Source organism: Antarctobacter sp. (assembly GCF_965277915.1).
In the GTDB taxonomy this organism is placed as follows: Bacteria; Pseudomonadota; Alphaproteobacteria; order Rhodobacterales; family Rhodobacteraceae; genus Antarctobacter.
Genome location: NZ_OZ255849.1, coordinates 2,186,953 through 2,204,465 on the forward strand (window position 1 = coordinate 2,186,953; position 17,513 = coordinate 2,204,465).

The window sequence follows — 17,513 nt, forward strand, 5'->3', positions numbered from 1 at the left end:
TCAGGCGGTGAAATCGGTGACGACGGCCACGCCCGGCGGCGTCGGCCCGTTGAAGGCGGCAAGTTCGTCCGAGACCTGACCAAGGCCGATCTCGCGCCCGATCATCGGCGCCATGTCGACGGCTCCGGACTGGATCAGGCTGAACAGTTGTTCGTAACGCCAGGGCGGCATTCCGCGCGACCCGTAGACGGCGAGGTTCTTCATGAAAATTCCGTTCATGTCGATCTCCATCCTGGCCGTATGGCCGATGGGCATCCCGACCTGGACGTGGCGCCCCAGCGGGCGCAGGCATTTGATCGAGGCATTGGCCGTGGCCGCGATGCCCACCGCCTCGATCGAGACATGGGCGCCGCCGCCGGTCAGGTCCTTGATCGCGCGGTGCGCCTTGCCGTCGGAGGCATCGACCACCGCGTCGGCGCCATGTGCAAGCGCGTGGTCCAGCTTTTCACGCACAACGTCCACGGCAATGACCCGCGCGCCCATCGCCTTGCCGATCAGAAGCGCCGCAAGACCGATCCCGCCGGTTCCATGCACAGCCAGCCATTCGCCCGGCTGCAGCCCCGCGCGGTCGGTCAGCGCGTGCCACGATGTCATCACCCGGCAACCCAGACCGGCAGCGGTTGTCGGCGTCATGAACTCGGGCAGGCGCGACAGGTTGAAGTCGCGCGGCACGGCGACGTATTCGGCAAAGGCCCCGTCCGAGCCGATGCCCGGATAGACCATGTCGCTGCAGGTGTGCTGGGCCCCTGCCCGGCAGTCGTTGCAGGTGCCGCACCCCAGCAGGAAGGGCGCGACCAGCACGTCGCCGACAGCGAATTGCGCGCGCGGGCCGGCCTCGACCACCTCGCCGCAGAATTCATGCCCGCCAATGGCGCCCGGTTTCACCCGGGGGTGTTCGCCCATCCAGCCATGCCAGTCCGAGCGGCACACACCGCAGGCCAGAACCTTGAGCACGACGCCGTCCTCGGGACAGGCCGGATCGGGACGGGTCTCGATGGTCAGCGGCGCCTGGTACTCGCTCAGGACGGCCGCGTGCATCACAGGACCTCGATGCGGTAACTCTCGATTACCGTATTGGCGAGCAGCTTTTCACACATCTCGGCCACGGTCTCATCGGAGGTGCCATCGGCGAGGTCCATCTCGATCACCTTGCCCTGGCGCACCGATCCGACCCCGTCAAAGCCCAGGGCGCCAAGCGCATGGCGCACCGCCTCGCCCTGCGGATCCAGAACACCGTCCTTGAGCATCACATGCACGCGCACTTTCATGATCATCCCCTTGCTTGTCTTGTTGGGCAGGAACCGCATCACGCGCTGGAATGCAAGGGCAAAGAAAAACGCCGCCCCCGAAGGGGCGGCGCCGTGGCAGTCCGTCAGGACCGCTTATTCCTTGTTGCCGCGGCGGATGACGTTGCCGGCGTCCGCCTCGATCCGGAAGGTGCCGGCGGTGTTGCCGGTCAGATCGTTGTTCTCGTAGGTGCCGCCACCGCCTTCGCGGACGCGGATCGCCTCGTAGACATTGCCGAAGATCTTGTTGCCACGCACCAGCGGGGTGGACTTGCCCTTGACGGACACGCCGTAGAAGCCGTTGCGGAAGATCTCGTTGTTCTCGATCACGCCGCGGCCGCCGTCATGGACGTAGATCGCGGACTGCTGACCATCACGCAGGATGTTGTCAAAGATCGAGGGGTTGGCATTGGTCTTGATCTCGATCCCGGCATAGGCGTTGCCGTAGATCTCGTTCTTGGTGATCCGGGCGATGGTGCCTTCCGACGCCATGATGCCGCCCTGTTGACCGTCACGGATGGTGTTGCCCGTGATCAGCGGATCGTCCGCGGCCTTCACCTCGATGCCCGACAGCGAGTTATTGAAGATCGTGTTGCCCTCGAACCGGCCCTTGCCACCTTCGTTGATGAAGATGCCCGAACCGCCGCCGTCACGGAAGGTATTGCCCTTGACGATCGGATCGGCGCCTTCCTTCAGCTCCAGGCCTGCCAGCGAGTTGCCGAAGATCGTGTTGCCTTCGATCGTCGCCTTGCCGGCCTCGAACATGAAGATACCGCCCTGTGCACCGTCGCGGATAGTGTTGCGACGCACGGTGGCATCCTTGTTGTCACGGATCGCCAGAACCGCCAGGCCCTTCGAGGTCATGTCGTTGTCCTCGATGATGACGGACCCCGCCGCGACGTGGAAGTTGAAGAACTTGCCGCCGTTCTGGTGGATCGAGAGACGTGCCACGCGGCCCGATTCTGCGGTCCAGCGGATCGCGTTGTCATCGGCCACCCGCAGGACGATGTCCTTGACCGGGCCGACCCCGACGATTTCCAGCGGCTTCGACACGTCGATGCCCTGGGTGTAGACGCCGGGATAGACCTCGATGCGGGCGTTCGGCTCTGCCGCGCGGACAGCATCCGCCAGGCTGGAGTAGTCACCGCCCCCCGAGGCCTTGACCGTCACGACATTGGTGCTGACCGGATCCGGGGTCCGGGTAACCTGGCCCGGGCCCTCGATGTTGCCGATCCGGATGACCTTGCCGGCATCGGGTTCGATGCGGAAGGTGCCGGCGGTGTTGCCCGACAGGTCGTTGCGCTCATAGGTGCCGCCGCCGCCTTCGCGGATGCGGATCGCCTCGTAGATGTTGCCGAAGATCTTGTTGTCACGGACCGTCGGGTTGGAGTCACCCTTGACCGAGACACCGTAGAAACCGTTGCGGAAGATCTCGTTGTTCTCGATCACACCGCGGCCACCGTCGTGGATGTAGATCCCCGACTGCTGACCGTCGCGCAGCTTGTTGTTGTAGATCTGCGGATTGGCATCGGTCTTGATCTCGATCCCGGCGTAGGCGTTGCCGTAGATCTCGTTGCCAGTGATCCGTGCCACGGCACCGTTGGACGTCATGATGCCGCCCTGCTGACCGTCCCGGATCGTGTTGCCCGAGATCATCGGATTATCCGCGGCCTTCACCTCGATGCCCGACAGCGAGTTGTTGAAGATCGTATTGCCTTCGAACCGCCCCTTGCCACCTTCGTTGATGAAGATGCCCGAGCCGCCGCCATCGCGGAAGGTGTTGCCCTTGACGACCGGATCGGCGCCTTCCTTCAGTTCCAGGCCTGCCAGCGAGTTGCCGAAGATGGTGTTGCCTTCGATCGTCGCCCTGCCGGCCTCGAACATGAAGATACCGCCCTGAGCACCGTCACGGATGGTGTTGTTGCGGACAGTCGCACCGTCGTTGGCCCGGATCGCCAGAACCGCCAGGCCCTTCGAGGTCATGTCGTTGTTCTCGATGATGACGGACCCCGCCGCGACGTGGAAGTTGAAGAACTTGCCGCCGTCCTGGTGGATCGAGAGGTTCGAGACCAGACCGGATTCCGCGGTCCAGCGGATCGCATTGTCGTCGGCGACCTTCAGGACGATGTCTCGCTTGTTGCCGACACCGACGATTTCCAGCGGCTTCGAAACGTCGATGCCACGGGTGTAGGTGCCCGGGTAGACCTCGATGCGTGTGCCGGGCTCTGCCGCGGCCACGGCTGCGGACAAGTCGGAATAGTCACCACCCGAGGGACGGACCGTCAGAACCGGGCCACCGTGTTCGGTGGGTTTCTTGGTATTGTCGACCGTCCGATCGGGGATCGAACACTCACGTTCGATGATGCGCTGAGCCATCGGCGCAAAGGTGTGGTCGCCACATTGCGCGGCGTAGACTTCGTAGCCGGCACAGCCCAGGATCTTGGCCTCGGCCCACATGGCCGAACATGCCTGCGCGCGACCCCGGTTCGGGTCGACGACGGGATCCGGATCGGGGCCGGGACCGGGATCGACGGCAATGCCCGCGGTCGCCTTGAGCACGCGGCTCTGCGGCAGGATGCGGGTCATCGGGATCGCCATGTTGAAGCCGGTGCGGCTGTCGCCCGCGTGGTGCAGGCCGATCACGGCATGGTCGCTCAGGCGGATCACCGGCGAGCCGGAGTTGCCGCCCAACGTGTCACAGCTGTGCATCAGCTTGCCCTCGGCCGAGATCGCCGGGATCGCGGCGGCACAGCCTTCGCGGCTGATGTGCTGGGCCTGACCCTGCGGGTGGCCGATGATCCAGAGGAATTCGCTGTCCTGCGGGTCGGCCTCGGCCAGCTTCAGCTTGCCGTATTTGGTCGACGGGTTCCCGAAGACGCGCAGCACCGTGTAGTCCAACTCGCGGTTGGTCTCGATGATCTGCGGGCTGACGGTATAGCGATCCACCCCTTCCGAGCTGCCGGGCTTGATGAAACCGGCCACGAACTGCGCCGCTTGCACGCCGCTGTCACGGCCGGTGGGATCACCGTCCATGCCCGGAATGCAGTGGTGGTTGGTCAGGATGTGCTGATCGTCGACGATGAAGGCGGTGCAAAAGCCCGTCTTGCCATTCTTGAACAGCATGTCCAGGCGGCCGATCGGCCGGCCCAGCTTGATGATCGGGCTGCTTTCACCGTACTTGATGATCGGTTCGTTCTGGTAATCGCCGAAGGCCTGCTCGAAGACAAGCCCGTCACCGCCCGCCGCCTGGCGCGGCTGGATGACGATCTTGCCAAAGTCTGCGGGATCGAATTCGGCGGGAGCCTGCTGCGCTACGGCTGGGCCGAATGCGGCCACCGCCCCGGCACAAAGTGCGAGTGCTGACATGAGTTGACGCATGATAATGTCCCCGTTGGAAAGAATACTCTTTGAAACTACTTTGAGCGCCGCCTTGCCGCCAAGTAAAGAATTCCTTGCCTGACGTCGCGCCAGCGCCCGTTGTGCGGTGGATTCGGGCAACGATCACTGTGTTTCAAAAGACGAAACAGCGACGCAACGCGCCGCTGTTGCCGCCCCGTTCACGCCTGCGTGATCACCCGCGCCCGGAAGCCTGCTGAAGCCGTTCCAGCGCGCCGCGCGTGGTCGGGCCAAAGGCGCCGTCCACCTGCCCTGCCCCCAGGTAGCCGCGCCGCACAAGCTCTCGCTGGATCTCGCGCGTGGTGGCATTGGGCAGCTTGTGCAGCTGGGTGATCGGATGGGCATAGCCATCGGCGATGGACTCGACCAGGTAGCGCGCCGCCTGGACGTGATCGGCACGCACCGCACGGCCGAGGCTGTAGTAGACCCCGAGCGAGAACTTGCCCTGTGGCAGTCCGGCCGACGCGGTCTCGCGGTAGATGGCCAGCGCCCGGTCATAATCCTTCCGCACGCCAAGACCGCTGTTATAAGCCACCCCCAGCGAATAGCGCGCGGGCATGAAACCGGACATGCGCGGGTTCCGCAGGATCGGCAAAGCCTCGTCATAGCGTTTCTTGGTGATCATGGCACGGGCATACCCGTAGTGCACCGCCGGGTCGTCACTGACCTTGCGCGCCGCGCTGCAGGCCAGTTCCGCCGCATCGGCATCGAAATCCGCGCGCGACACGCCGGTAATTCCCTCGACCGCGAACACGGGCATCGAAACCTCGAGACAGCGGATGACGATGGGCGGGCGCGCGGCGGTCTCTTCGGCCTCCAGCCGCAGCGCGGCAACACGGACCTCGGTCGTGGCATATTGTTCGCGGGCGTCCGCGAGATGCGCCTCGACCACCGAAAGCCAGTCATCCGCCAGCGCAGCCGTGCTTTCGACACGCTCCAGCGCCTGGCGGACCTCTGTTTCGGTTCCGGCCTTTCGGATGGTCTCCAGCCCGCTTCCGATGGCACGGCCAAAACGCTCCATGCCTTCGACGCGGGATTTCACCCGCAGGGTTTCGCCAGCCAGCCCGCGCCCAAGGCTTTCCCAGACATCGGCCGCCTCGGCGTCGCCGGGGCCACCGGACCGGCGGGCGGTGGCGGCCTGCGTCTTGGCCCGGTCCACCAGGGCCTCGTAGACGGCCAGCAGTTCCTTGGCTTTTTCATGATCCACGCTCATCGCCAGACGGGCATCGTTGGCCTTGATCAGCGCCCGGTCGATCGTGCGGCGCAACGCAGCGGAACGTTGATCCTGCACCGCGTCCTTCAGCATCGCCACGGCGCGCAGTTCTCCGTCCTTGAACAGGGTTTCGGCCTCGCTCTTGCGGGACGAGACAAAGGCAAGCCGCTCGCGGCTGGACTCCGCCAGCGTGGCGGTGCGCTTCAAGGCCGACTCGATCTCCGCCTCGGTCGTGGCGCCGCGCAGCACCTCCACTTCCCGGTCGAACGAACTGAGCAGCGTCGGCATCGCCCGGGCGCGCTCCTGCGCCTCGGTGAGCGGGGAGCGCAAGCGCTGCGTGATCCGGTCCCAGAGCGCCGACACCTCGGCGCTGCCCGGGTTGACCGAGGTTTCGGCATCCCCGGCGCGGGCACGGGCGCGGTTGACCGTGCCTTCCAGGCTCAGCACCGCGCGTTGTGCGGCGCTGACCTCGCGCGAAATCTCGGCCCGCTGCACCTCGGCGCTACGCAGGGCCTCGTCGATACGTGCTTTCAGGGCGTCGGCCTTGTCCGTGTCGACCGGGTCCGGATCGGTTTCCTCGGCCAGCTTGCAGGCCCGTTCCGCCAACCCCTGCGCCAACGGCGCAAGCGGGTGTTCCGCGCACTGGCCCAGGAAGGTCTGGTAGCCAAGGCACCCATGCTGTTCCGCCGCCGTCCAGAGAATCTCGCAAGCGTCCTGCCCCTTGGGCGGCTCCGGCGGACGGACCGGGGCGGCGGCCTTGAGGATCGCGCTTTCCTTGAGGATGCGCGCCATCGGGATGGCAAAGTTGAACCCGGTGCGGTTGTCGCCGGCGTGGTGCAATGCCACCACCTGCCGGTCGGAAATCCGGAACACCGGAGAGCCCGAGTTGCCGCCCAGGGTGTCGCAGGTATGCACGACCTTGCCCTCGGTCGAGACGGGGGGATCACCGGCGGCACAGCCCTCGCGGCTGATATGCTGGGCCTGCCCCTGTGGGTGACCGATGATCCAGAGGAATTCCGACGGATCAGGATCCGCATCGGCCAGTTCGACCGTGCCGTAACGTGTCGAGGGGTCGCCGAAAACGCGCAGCACCGAGTAATCCAGCGCGGCGCTGGTCTCCAGCGGTTCCAGACCCACCTGGAACTTCTCGGCCTGGTCGGGCTTGGCGGCATCGACATAGCCCACGACGAACTGCGCCGCCTGCACGCCCGTGCCGTCGATGCCCGGAATACAGTGATTGTTGGTCACCAGGTGCTGGCTGTCGACGATGAAGGCCGTGCAATAGCCGGTCTTGCCGTTCTTGTAGAGCACGTCCAGCCGCCCCACCGGGCGGCCCAGGCGGCGCGCGATGCTCTTTTCGCCGTATGAGATGACCGGCTCGTTCTGATAGTCGCCAAAGGCCTGTTCCAGAACCAGCCCGGTGCCCGCGGACTGGCGCTTGGCCACGACGATCTTGCCAAAGTCGGAGGGGTCGAATTCCACCGGCTGCGCGGCCAGCGGCGCGGCGAGCATGGCGGTCAGAAGGACACTCAGGACGGAATGGCGCATTTGTGGCCTCATCGGCAAATGGGTTGCGACAGGTTACGCCGCGTCGCCCCCTATCGCCAAGTCCGGAATCTCTGGCCCTAGTCCGGGCGGGAAACCACGTCCCTCAGGGTCTTGTTGATCGATCTGCCGGGTTCGTCCTTGTCCGATCCTGTCCGGACCTGTTCGCCTTTGGAACGAATAACCCAGCCCAGACCGGGATCGAACCAATCGAAATAGCTTGCCTGCAGGTTTCTGGTTTCAAAATTGAATTCGATCTCCCAGACCAGCCGCCGGCTCGAGTGTGCGGTGCGATAGACTTCGCAGCACCGCTGCACGAGGGTCATGCGATAGACGGCCTCCGGTTCGGGATCCGTGTCCCAGTCCCAGTTTTCGGTCCATGTCATTCGCTTGCCGTTGCGCATCGGATAGAACGGACCGCCCGTCTCATCCGTGATCTCAACTTTCGAGGCGGCGCGGTCTTTCAGGATGTCCGCGCCGGTCAAGCCCTTTCCCGGTTCCAGGACTCTGGCGGAATAGTCGGCGGCCACGAACTTGTACCCGTCGCGTTGAACGAAGCCCTGGCATTTGCTGTTGCCCTCCTCGCACCACAGGTAGGCCACATGCCCATCCGGCGCGGGCATGAAGTGCGCCGTGACATCCTGACGTTGCGAGTTGCTTAACGCGTCCTCGGTGAAATCGTAGCTGCGCTCGTAGAATACGATCTGCAGCCCGGCCAGCGGGCCGGGATCGGGTTCGATCAGGGTGGCGGACAAGGCTTTCATCGCCGCTTCGCGTTGCTTTTTCACGTCGGTCGCCAGCGGCACCAGCCGGTCTTTCTTTGTCGTGTAGCGTTGGAGTCTCGCCAGCAAGTCCGCTGCGGACTCGCGCGCGGCGGTCTCTGCACCTTCGCGAATGATGGCAAGGTCACCGCGCACCCGCGCCAGGATCCGCTTGTCCTCCAGGTCACGCGCCCCATAAATGGCCTCGACCTCGGCATGGATATCCAGGATCTTCGCTACATGAGGCGCGACAGCCTCACGCGCAGGCGCGGCCAGGGGATTTCCGTCCATCGCCTCGGCGAAGATTTCGGTCAGGATTTTTGCGTTGATCGCATCGGCCCGGGCCCAACGCGTATCGTCAAGCACCTCCTCGATCTCGCGCTCCGTCTCCCGCGCCCAGTCCTCCAGAGCCTCGCGCGACAGCGCGTCCAGATCGACGACGTTCTCTGCCGGGACATCGGGTTTGGTCGGCGGCAGTGAATCGGTCCGCGCGGTCTCCCCGGCGGGCAGCTTCTCGGGTGCGTCGGGCGCCTTTTCCTCGGGCACGGCGGCAAGACGGCGGGCGTCCTCTTCCGCCTCCAGCTCGCAGACCCGTTCCGCGTGGCGCGACACCATCGCCGCCAGCGGATGTGCCTCGCAGGTCTCCAGGAAGGTCTCGTAGCCCGCGCAGCCATAATCCGGCGCGGCCTCCAGCATCGCCTCGCAGCGAGCATCCACCTGCGGCAGTTGCGGAACCGGCGCCGCCGCCTTGAGCACCGCGCTTTCGGCCAGGATGCGCGCCATCGGGATGGCGAAATTGTAACCCGTCCGATTGTCGCCCGCGTGATGCAATGCCACGACCTTGCGATCGGTGATCCGAAAGACCGGCGAGCCTGAATTGCCGCCCAGCGTGTCACAGCTGTGCACCAGCTTGCCCTCGGGCGACACGGCGGGATCGTCGGCGGCACAGCCCTCGCGGCTGATATGCTGCGCCTGCCCCTGCGGGTGACCGATGATCCAGAGCAGTTCCGCATCCTCGGGCGCCTCTGACGCCAGTTCCGCCCTGCCGAAGCGCGCCGAGGGATCGCCAAAGACCCGCAACACGGAATAGTCCAGCGGAACGCTGGTTTCGACCGGCTTGGTCGAGACCTGGAACTTTTCCGCGCCACGCGCCTGGCCCCCGTCCACGAACCCGGCAACGAACTGCGCGGCTTCGACCCCTGCTCCTCCGGCTCCGGAAATGCAGTGGTTGTTGGTCAGGATATGTTGCGCATCGACGATAAAGGCGGTGCAGACCCCGGTCTTGCCGTTGTCATACAGCACATCCAACCGCCCCACGGGCCGGCCAAGACGGCGCGGCAGGCTGTTTTCGCCATAAGTCAGGATCGGCTCGTTCTGATAGGCGCCAAAGGCCTGTTCAAAGGCCAGCCCACCACCTCCGGCGGATTGTTTCGGTGCCAGAATGACCTTGCCGAAATCGGCCGGATCGAACTCGACCGGTTGGGCCACGACGGGCGCACCGCAGAACAGGGCAAAAACAAACGTGAAATATCGGATCATGGAGACCTGGCCTCGAATGAAGTTTCCCCCACGCTAGGACGTCACCGGACAAAGACCAAGGGCGGGTTTTGCCGACGCCGGGCCGCGGCGCTAAGGCAGGCAGTCGTCGTCCGGCCCCGGATGGCAGGTTTCGGCCTGTTTCCGCGCGATCCGCGCGATCCTCGGGCTGGCCGCGATGATCCGGTCGATGGGCACCGCGATTGCATTGCCTGCCAGCCCGTTACCCCACCGATGCAGCGCGGCCACCGCCAGTGGCCCCGAAACGTCGAACAGCGGCGCACCCGAAGCCCCCGGCAGGCTATCGCAGCCATGCCCCAGCCAGCCGTCTTCGGTCATGGCCGGGTCTGTCGCGGCACAGTCCCGGCGCGCGATCCGCATCTGGCCGGCCAATGGATGGCCGATCATCCATAACGGCTGCGCGTCCTGGACCCCGCGCGTTGCCAGCCGCGCGGTACCATAGCGCCGGGACGGGTCGCCAAGAACCTGCAAGAGCGCATAGCCCGCGTCACGGTCGATCTCGATCGGCAGGTGATGGACGGTAAAGGTCTGTGCCGCCGAAGGCTTGTCGCGATCGACAAATCCCATCACCAACGTCGCCATCACGATACCTCCCTCAGAGGGGAAGCAAAGGTCGGAGGTCAGGACAAGATCCTCATCCAGCACGACGGCGGTACAGTGGCGCACCTTGTTGCCTTGGCTGGAATAAAGCACGTCCAGCCGCCCGACGGACCGGGCGGCCATGCGCATCGGGGATGTCTCGGCAAAGATCGACAGCGCCGTATTGATGTTCCGCGTACCCGCGGCGCCAACCCGGACAGACCTCACAGGAACCGGCTGGAGAACCCGGCCAAACGCCAATGGGTCGCCATCGAACGGCTGCGCCTGCGATGCGGGCACCATCGGACCAAGGATCAAGATCGCTACGGCGAAGACACAAGCAACCGTTCTGAACATCATTGATCCGTAACACACTGACAAGAAAATGGTGTGACGTCACACCTCGGCCGTCAAGGCCCCGTTCACTCCTCCGTGCAGTTCCAGCCCTCGTACCGCCAGCGCCATTCGCCGAGAGCCTTTTCAAGCTCGGCTGTATGCGCGTCGAAATCTTCGCCCGCCACGGCGCATTCCTCGGCAAAGGCCAAGCCTCCGCCCTCTGTGCCGCAGAGCTCGAATCCCTTCATGGCCAGGAAATCCTGGACAACGGTGGCGTTGATATCCCCTGCCGGGCTGGGCGTCGTGCGATGCACCACGCGCCGCGCAACGGTGCCGTTGTCGCCTCGTTCCGCAAGCTCCGCCCTCAGCGCGTCGTTGCGCGCCCGGTGAGGGGCCTTTCGCTTGCGGAACAGGCCGAACATCAATTGATGAGCTTGGGCTTCGCCATGTGGGTTGCGGATTTCGGCATGACCCCCAGGCGGCGGGCCACCTCAGTGTAGGCGTCCGCAAGGTTGCCCAGATCCTGCCGGAACACGTCCTTGTCCAGCTTCTGGCCGGTCTCGATGTCCCACAGACGGCAACTGTCGGGCGAGATCTCATCCGCCACGATCAGGCGCTGGTAATCGCCATCGTAGACCCGGCCGACCTCGATCTTGAAGTCCACCAGCCGAATGCCGACGCCGTACATCAGGCCCGACAGATAGTCGTTCACCCGCAGCGCCAGGGCCACGATATCGTCCATGTCCTGCTGGCTGGCCCAGCCGAACGCCGCGATATGCTCCTCTGTCACCAGCGGATCGCCCAGCTTGTCGTCCTTGTAGCAGTATTCGACGATCGGACGCGGCAGCGCCGTGCCCTCTTCGATGCCAAGACGCTTGGACATCGACCCGGCGGCAAAGTTGCGCACGATGATTTCCAGCGGCACGATCTCGCAGGCACGGACAAGTTGTTCGCGCATGTTCAGCCGCTTGAGGAAATGGGTCGGGACGCCGATACCGTTCAGCCCGGTCATGAAGAACTCGGACAGCCGGTTGTTCAGCACCCCCTTGCCTTCGATCACGTCCTTCTTCTCGGCGTTGAAAGCAGTGGCGTCATCCTTGAAGTATTGCACGATGGTGCCCGGTTCGGGGCCTTCATACAGGATCTTCGCCTTGCCTTCGTAGATTTTCTTGCGCCGTGCCATCGGGGCCCTTTCCAAACGGATAGACCGCGCATGGAGAATCCGGGCGCGGTGGCGTTTTCCTTATATCAGGGGCCGGAATGCTGCAAGCCACGCGCGGCCTGCGGCGCTTCTACCTCTTGCACCGCGCGCCCCGGAGCGGCATATCCGAAGGGAAAGCCATGTTGCCGAGGGAGCCCTGCTCATGACCACCTTCGACGATCGCGAAAATGCGTTCGAGAACAAGTACGCCCACGACGAAGAGATGAAGTTCAAGGCCGAGGCGCGCGCCAACAAGCTTCTGGGCCTGTGGGCTGCCGAACTGCTGGGCAAGGCCGGCCCCGACGCCGACGCCTATGCGGTCGAGGTCATCAAGGCTGACTTCGAAGAAACCGGCCACGAGGACGTGGTGCGCAAGGTCGCGGCCGATCTGGGCGACAAGGCCACGGCAGACGAGATCCGCAACAAGCGCGCAGCCCTGCTGGTCATGGCCAAGGACCAGGTCATGAAAGAGGCCTGAAGGCGCCTCTCGTACGAGCGAAAAGCCGGCCGCCCTGGCCGGCTTTTTTTTGTGCCGTTTCCCCGTCACCGGAGCCCAACAGTGAAACGCCTGTTCAACCTGTTCCGCCCGCGTTTTGCCTCGCCTCATGTCATGGCCGAGCGCAACCACGAGGAAAACCTGGCCGCCCATCCCTATGTGCAGATCCGCCCGGTCGGAACCGTGGCAGAGCTTGACCTGCCGGTTTGGGTCGATATCGCCCCTGACATGCCCAGCGAGACCACCTACGAACAGCTGCTATGGGAGGTCGAACCCTGCGGCGAATACCTCTACCATCTGTCCGGGGACTTTCCCCGCAATGAAAAGGGCCTCTTGCGACATGGATCCGCCTCGCTGAGCGCAGAGGTCCATGTCAGCTTTGAATCCGATGCCATTGATGTCGCCCGGCATGACCAAGCCCGCTATGCGGACCTGGCCCGCAACGCGGCCTGCGACGACTCGGACCTTGCTGCGCTCACCGTTCCCGAGGCGCAGGCCATTCTGGCGCAAGGCACCGGATTTGCTCTGCTGCGGCACGCCCCGGACTGGAGCCATGTGGAAGGGCGGGCATGGGTCGGACCGCTGGACAAGGTCCACCGCCGGGCAATTGTCCTGACGACCTGCCTGATCGACAACGCCGCCCCCCGTCCACGCATGACGATGATCCGAACGGCCTGCTCGCGCGAGGATCAGCAGGTGGGGGCCCTGACCCGCCACCACATGACCCTCGTCGACCGCTATCGCGCGATTGCCCCGCACCGGCTCAGCGGCGCGATCCGCATGTGACTTTCCGTTTCCGGCGCCGGGTCTCCGGATGCCTCGCCTGCTGTCGGCTGGACATTTCCGCGCCGCTCTGCACAGATGCGCGGCAGATACGGAACGGGACCTCCCACATGCACGACACGTTGCGCGGCTGCCTCTGGATGACAGGGGCCATCGCCTCTTTCACTGTCATGGCCATCGCAGGGCGCGCGGTCAGCCTCGATCTCGATACCTTCGAGATCATGCTCTACCGTTCGCTCATCGGCATCCTGATCGTGCTGGCCGTGGCCGGGATGGCGGGCACCCTGTCCCACATCACGACGCGGAACATGCGCACCCACCTGTTGCGCAACGTCTTTCACTTTTCCGGCCAGAACCTCTGGTTCTTCTCGATCACCGCGATCCCCCTGGCGCAGGTCTTCGCGATCGAGTTCACCTCGCCCTTCTGGGTCATGCTGCTGAGCGCGCTGATCCTGGGCGAGCGGCTGACCCCGAACCGTGTGGGTGCGGCGATCCTCGGCTTCATCGGCATTCTCATCGTCACCCGCCCCTCTCCCGAGACCGCCCATATCGGCCAGCTGACCGCCGCGCTGGCCGCCGTCGGCTTTGCCGGATCGGCGGTCTTTACCCGCCTCCTGACCCGGACCGAGCGGATCACCTGCATCCTCTTCTGGTTGACCGTCATGCAGGCGGCCTTCGGCCTTGTCTGTGCAGGGATCGACGGCGACATCGCCGTGCCCGCCGCCAGCAGCCTGCACTGGGTGGTGCTGATCGCCATTGCCGGACTGGTGGCCCACTTCTGCCTGACCACGGCGCTTTCGCTGGCGCCGGCAACGGTTGTCATGCCCATCGACTTTGCCCGGCTGCCGGTGATCGCGCTGGTCGGCATGCTGATCTACGCCGAGGCGCTGGACCCCCTGGTCCTGCTGGGCGCGCTGGTCATTTTCGGCGCCAACTACGGCAACATCTGGTTCGAAACGCGCAAAACACGCTAAACAGGACCGTTTAGCGGACAATGGCGCCCGGATTCGAGGTGTTACAATTTCGTGACGTTGCGTTGCGGACACGGGTGATGACGTATCGTCACAGATTGACCGTTTCCTTACCCCCTCAATAGCCTATCCACAGGAGACTTCCCACACTCGGGGATAGAGGGACAAAATGAAAAAACGACTTATAGGGGTGGGCGCGCTTGCGCTGGCACCGCTGGCGGCGCAGGCCGGTGGCATCGACCGTTCGGGCCAATCGATCGGCGTGATCTTCGAAGAAGGCACCTATGCCGAATTCAGCTTCGGCTCGGTTTCGCCGGACGTGTCCGGCACGCAGCTCGTCACCTTTCCCGCCTCACTGGGCGGCTCGACGGCGGGCAGCAAGTCCGGCGACATGACGAACAGCTACCTGCAATTCGGCGCCGCGCTGAAACACGACTACAACGACAAGTTGTCGGTCGCCCTAATCTTTGAACAACCCTTCGGCGCCGACGTGGAATACGACACCGGCACCGGCTACTTCGCTTCCAGCGCCAGCGCCAAGCTGCAATCCGAAGGGCTGACAGCCGTCGCGCGGTACAAGTTCAACGAGAACTTCAGCGTGCATGGCGGCGTCCGCTACCAGCGCCTCACCGCCGAAGCCTTCATTCCCTACATCACGCTGCCCGCCGGGCCGCTGGCCGGCACGCCCTATAGCGCGGATACCGACCGTGACGGCGGTTGGGGCTACCTGCTGGGGGCCGCCTACGAACGCCCCGACATCGCCCTGCGCGTCGCGCTGACCTACAACTCGGGAATCCAGCATGATCTGCCGACGGTCGAAAGCTCGGCCATCGGCCTCGCCAACAGTTCGACCACCGGGATCAAGACGCCGCAATCGGTGAACCTGGAATTCCAGACCGGCATCGCCCAGGACACGCTGCTCTTCGGTTCGGTCCGCTGGGTCGACTGGAGCGAGTTCGAAATCCGTCCCACCGATTACGACGCCCTGACCGGCACCCTGGCCGGCGGCCCGGGCGTTGCTCTTGTCGCCTACGAGGATGACACGATCACCTACAACCTCGGCGTCGGCCGCCGCTTCAACGAGAACTGGGCCGGCTCCGTCTCGGTCGGCTATGAGCCCGCGAACAGCAATTTCGCCTCCAACCTCGGACCGACCAACGGCAACTGGAGCATCGGACTCGGCGCCGCCTATACCCAGGGCAAGTACGAGATTTCCGGCGGCGTGCGCTATGTCCGCATCGGCGACGCGGAAACCGAGGTCGGCCCCTTCTCGCCCGCGACCTCCTTTGACGACAACCACGCCATCGGCGTCGGCATGAAAATCGCGGTCAACTTCTGATCCCGCACCGCACCGAACGGAGTGACCCGGGGCTGCCAGCGGCCCCGGTTTTTTCGTCTGGCGCTGTCCAATGCGCAGGTTCCGGATCGCGCGGCGGGCCGTTCGCGACTAATCCGGTGACATGACACAGACCTCGCTATCCCCCCGCGCCTGGGCCGAACTGATCCTGCTGGGCCTGATCTGGGGCGGCTCCTTTCTGGCCATCCGCACCGCGCTGGACGAGATCGGGCCGCTGGCCTCCGTCCTCTTTCGCACCGGCATCGCGGCGCTCGTGCTCTGGCCGGTGATCCTCTGGCGCGGGATCGCCCTGCCGCGCGGCTGGCGGACATGGCGCGCTCTGCTGGTCATGGGCGTGCTCAACAACGTGATCCCCTTCACCCTGATGGCCTGGGGGCAATTGCACATTCCTTCCGGCCTGACCTCGATCCTCAACGCGACGACGGCAATCTTCGGGGTGCTGGTGGCCGCGGCGGTCTTTGCAGACGAGCGGCTGACCCCGCGCAAGGCACTGGGTGTCACGCTGGGTTTTGCCGGGGTCGTGACCGCGATCGGTCCGGCGGCGCTGCTGAGCCTCGACCTGACCTCGACCGCGCAACTGGCCGTGATCGCCGGGACGTTCTCCTACGCCTGTGCGGGGGCCTGGGCGCGCATCCACCTGCGCGGGCTGGCACCGCTGGCCGCCGCCGCCGGAATGCTGACCTCCTCGACGCTGGTCATGGCACCGCTGACCCTGATGACCGAAGGGATGCCCAGCCTCGCGCTGTCCCCGGCCACCTGGGTCGGCATCCTCTACTATGCGCTGATCGCCACCGCGCTGGCCTACCTGCTGTATTACCGCGTGCTGGCGATGGCGGGCGCGGGCAACCTGATGCTGGTCACGCTGCTGATCCCGCCCACGGCCATCGCGCTTGGCGCACTGGTGCGCGCCGAGGACCTGCACCCGGGCGCCTACGCGGGGCTGGCGCTGCTTGCCCTTGGCCTGTGCGTTCTGGACGGACGGCTGTTCCGGACGGCGGTCAGGGTTTGACGCGGGCGCATGGCCCGCGTAATCCATCCCAAACCGACGAAACGGGATGCGATCCACGATGCTCTACCCCACTGCCCAGGCCTGGCGCGATGCGCCCCGCAAACGCGTTGTGCTTTATGCCATGTCGGGCCTTGGCAAGACCCATGTGTCGAACCTGCTGCGCGAGGAAGGCGGCTGGTTCCACTATTCCATCGATTACCGCATCGGCACCCGCTACATGGGCGAATACATCGCCGACAATGCCAAGCGTCACGCCATGCAGGTGCCTTTCCTCCGCAAGCTGCTGCTGACGGATTCGATCTACATCGGCTCCAATATCTCCTTCGACAACCTCACGCCTGTCTCGACCTACCTCGGCAAGCCCGGCAACCCCGAGCTTGGCGGCCTGACGATGGACACCTACCGCCTGCGCCAGTCGCAATTCGAACGCGCCGAACGCCAGGCCCTGCTGGACACCGAGTATTTCATCTGGCGGGCCGAGGATCTCTACGGCTACCCGCATTTCATCTGCGACACCGGCGGCAGCATCTGCGAATGGGTCGACCCCGCGGACCCCGAGGACGAGATCCTGACCGCGCTCAGCCAGCAGGCCCTGATGGTCTGGATCAAGGGCAGCGAGGCCCATACCGAGGAACTGATCCGCCGGTTCGACCGCGCGCCCAAGCCGATGGCCTACCAGCCCGCCTTCCTCGAGGACGCCTGGGCCCGCTACCTGGATGAATTCGACCTGACCGAACAGCAGGTCGACCCCGACACCTTCATCCGCTGGACCTATGCCCAGGCCCTGGCCCACCGCCAGCCGCTGTACGAGGCGATGGCCGAGAACTGGGGCGTGACGGTCGAGGCCACGGATATGGCGCAGGTGCGCGACCAGGCCGATTTCATTGAACTGATCGCCGCCGCTCTGCCACGGAGCTGATGCGCGGCACCTGAACCGGTCGCTGCACAAGAATTGGACGCCCCCGGCAATATCTCTGCCGGAAACGCCGGGGAATGTTGCTCGGCATGATCCCGACACATAGT

General features: G+C 64.9%; 14 protein-coding genes. 6 read left to right on the forward strand and 8 right to left on the reverse strand.

The window, feature by feature from the left end; all coding sequences use genetic code 11:
- The 8 genes from ACQY5B_RS11500 to purC all read right to left on the reverse strand — a co-directional run bounded on the left by ACQY5B_RS11500 (position 1) and on the right by purC (position 11,856).
- A complete protein-coding gene (locus tag ACQY5B_RS11500) occupies positions 1-1,038 on the reverse strand; it encodes a zinc-binding dehydrogenase (protein WP_420325177.1) in 1,038 nt (345 codons plus the stop codon).
- Positions 1,038-1,268 carry a phosphoribosylformylglycinamidine synthase subunit PurS gene (purS, locus tag ACQY5B_RS11505; RefSeq protein WP_420325176.1) on the reverse strand — a complete coding sequence of 77 codons (231 nt, stop codon included), beginning with the start codon at positions 1,266-1,268 and terminating at the stop codon, positions 1,038-1,040. Before purS ends, ACQY5B_RS11500 begins: the two co-directional genes overlap by 1 nt.
- 114 nt (positions 1,269-1,382) lie before the next feature.
- Positions 1,383-4,664 (reverse strand): right-handed parallel beta-helix repeat-containing protein, encoded by a 3,282-nt coding sequence (locus tag ACQY5B_RS11510; RefSeq protein ID WP_424976038.1) that lies wholly within the window; start codon positions 4,662-4,664, stop codon positions 1,383-1,385.
- 193 nt (positions 4,665-4,857) lie between these two features.
- Positions 4,858-7,443: a trypsin-like peptidase domain-containing protein gene (locus tag ACQY5B_RS11515; protein WP_420325174.1), complete on the reverse strand. Its 2,586-nt coding sequence runs from the start codon at positions 7,441-7,443 to the stop codon at positions 4,858-4,860.
- Between the two features lie 77 nt (positions 7,444-7,520).
- Positions 7,521-9,740 (reverse strand): trypsin-like serine peptidase, encoded by a 2,220-nt coding sequence (locus ACQY5B_RS11520; protein WP_420325173.1) that lies wholly within the window; start codon positions 9,738-9,740, stop codon positions 7,521-7,523.
- A gap of 90 nt (positions 9,741-9,830) precedes the next feature.
- On the reverse strand, positions 9,831-10,481 hold the full coding sequence (locus ACQY5B_RS11525) for a trypsin-like serine peptidase (protein WP_421917660.1): 651 nt from the start codon (positions 10,479-10,481) through the stop codon (positions 9,831-9,833).
- Positions 10,482-10,759: 278 nt separating this feature from the next.
- On the reverse strand, positions 10,760-11,095 hold the full coding sequence (locus ACQY5B_RS11530; protein ID WP_420325171.1) for a hypothetical protein: 336 nt from the start codon (positions 11,093-11,095) through the stop codon (positions 10,760-10,762).
- Positions 11,095-11,856 carry a phosphoribosylaminoimidazolesuccinocarboxamide synthase gene (gene purC / locus ACQY5B_RS11535; protein WP_305970269.1) on the reverse strand — a complete coding sequence of 254 codons (762 nt, stop codon included), beginning with the start codon at positions 11,854-11,856 and terminating at the stop codon, positions 11,095-11,097. Before purC ends, ACQY5B_RS11530 begins: the two co-directional genes overlap by 1 nt.
- Before the next feature lie 181 nt (positions 11,857-12,037).
- Here purC and ACQY5B_RS11540 point away from each other — a divergent pair, with 181 nt between their 5' ends.
- From ACQY5B_RS11540 to ACQY5B_RS11565, 6 genes are all read left to right on the forward strand, one after another.
- A complete protein-coding gene (locus tag ACQY5B_RS11540; RefSeq protein ID WP_420325170.1) occupies positions 12,038-12,352 on the forward strand; it encodes a DUF1476 domain-containing protein in 315 nt (104 codons plus the stop codon).
- Positions 12,353-12,433: 81 nt separating this feature from the next.
- Complete coding sequence (locus tag ACQY5B_RS11545; RefSeq protein WP_420325169.1) at positions 12,434-13,156, forward strand: hypothetical protein; 723 nt, start codon at positions 12,434-12,436, stop codon at positions 13,154-13,156.
- A 107-nt stretch (positions 13,157-13,263) separates the two neighbouring features.
- The gene (locus tag ACQY5B_RS11550) at positions 13,264-14,127 is read left to right on the forward strand and encodes a DMT family transporter (protein ID WP_420325168.1); all 864 of its coding nucleotides are present in this window, start codon (positions 13,264-13,266) and stop codon (positions 14,125-14,127) included.
- 166 nt (positions 14,128-14,293) lie between these two features.
- Positions 14,294-15,463, forward strand: coding sequence for an OmpP1/FadL family transporter (locus ACQY5B_RS11555; protein WP_420325167.1), 1,170 nt, complete (start codon positions 14,294-14,296; stop codon positions 15,461-15,463).
- Between the two features lie 121 nt (positions 15,464-15,584).
- The gene (locus tag ACQY5B_RS11560) at positions 15,585-16,490 is read left to right on the forward strand and encodes a DMT family transporter (protein WP_420325166.1); all 906 of its coding nucleotides are present in this window, start codon (positions 15,585-15,587) and stop codon (positions 16,488-16,490) included.
- A gap of 58 nt (positions 16,491-16,548) precedes the next feature.
- Positions 16,549-17,409, forward strand: coding sequence for an ATPase (locus ACQY5B_RS11565; RefSeq protein WP_420328659.1), 861 nt, complete (start codon positions 16,549-16,551; stop codon positions 17,407-17,409).
- Positions 17,410-17,513: the final 104 nt, after the last annotated feature.

Bases quoted from the DNA above. Each gene is read 5' to 3' on its own strand.
- ACQY5B_RS11500 (WP_420325177.1), bottom strand. From the start codon at position 1,038: ATGCACGCGGCCGTCCTGAGCGAGTACCAGGCGCCGCTGACCATCGAG.
- purS (WP_420325176.1), bottom strand. From the start codon at position 1,268: ATGAAAGTGCGCGTGCATGTGATGCTCAAGGACGGTGTTCTGGATCCG.
- ACQY5B_RS11510 (WP_424976038.1), bottom strand. From the start codon at position 4,664: ATGCGTCAACTCATGTCAGCACTCGCACTTTGTGCCGGGGCGGTGGCC.
- ACQY5B_RS11515 (WP_420325174.1), bottom strand. From the start codon at position 7,443: ATGCGCCATTCCGTCCTGAGTGTCCTTCTGACCGCCATGCTCGCCGCG.
- ACQY5B_RS11520 (WP_420325173.1), bottom strand. From the start codon at position 9,740: ATGATCCGATATTTCACGTTTGTTTTTGCCCTGTTCTGCGGTGCGCCC.
- ACQY5B_RS11525 (WP_421917660.1), bottom strand. From the start codon at position 10,481: ATGGCCGCCCGGTCCGTCGGGCGGCTGGACGTGCTTTATTCCAGCCAA.
- ACQY5B_RS11530 (WP_420325171.1), bottom strand. From the start codon at position 11,095: ATGTTCGGCCTGTTCCGCAAGCGAAAGGCCCCTCACCGGGCGCGCAAC.
- purC (WP_305970269.1), bottom strand. From the start codon at position 11,856: ATGGCACGGCGCAAGAAAATCTACGAAGGCAAGGCGAAGATCCTGTAT.
- ACQY5B_RS11540 (WP_420325170.1), top strand. From the start codon at position 12,038: ATGACCACCTTCGACGATCGCGAAAATGCGTTCGAGAACAAGTACGCC.
- ACQY5B_RS11550 (WP_420325168.1), top strand. From the start codon at position 13,264: ATGCACGACACGTTGCGCGGCTGCCTCTGGATGACAGGGGCCATCGCC.
- ACQY5B_RS11555 (WP_420325167.1), top strand. From the start codon at position 14,294: ATGAAAAAACGACTTATAGGGGTGGGCGCGCTTGCGCTGGCACCGCTG.
- ACQY5B_RS11560 (WP_420325166.1), top strand. From the start codon at position 15,585: ATGACACAGACCTCGCTATCCCCCCGCGCCTGGGCCGAACTGATCCTG.
- ACQY5B_RS11565 (WP_420328659.1), top strand. From the start codon at position 16,549: ATGCTCTACCCCACTGCCCAGGCCTGGCGCGATGCGCCCCGCAAACGC.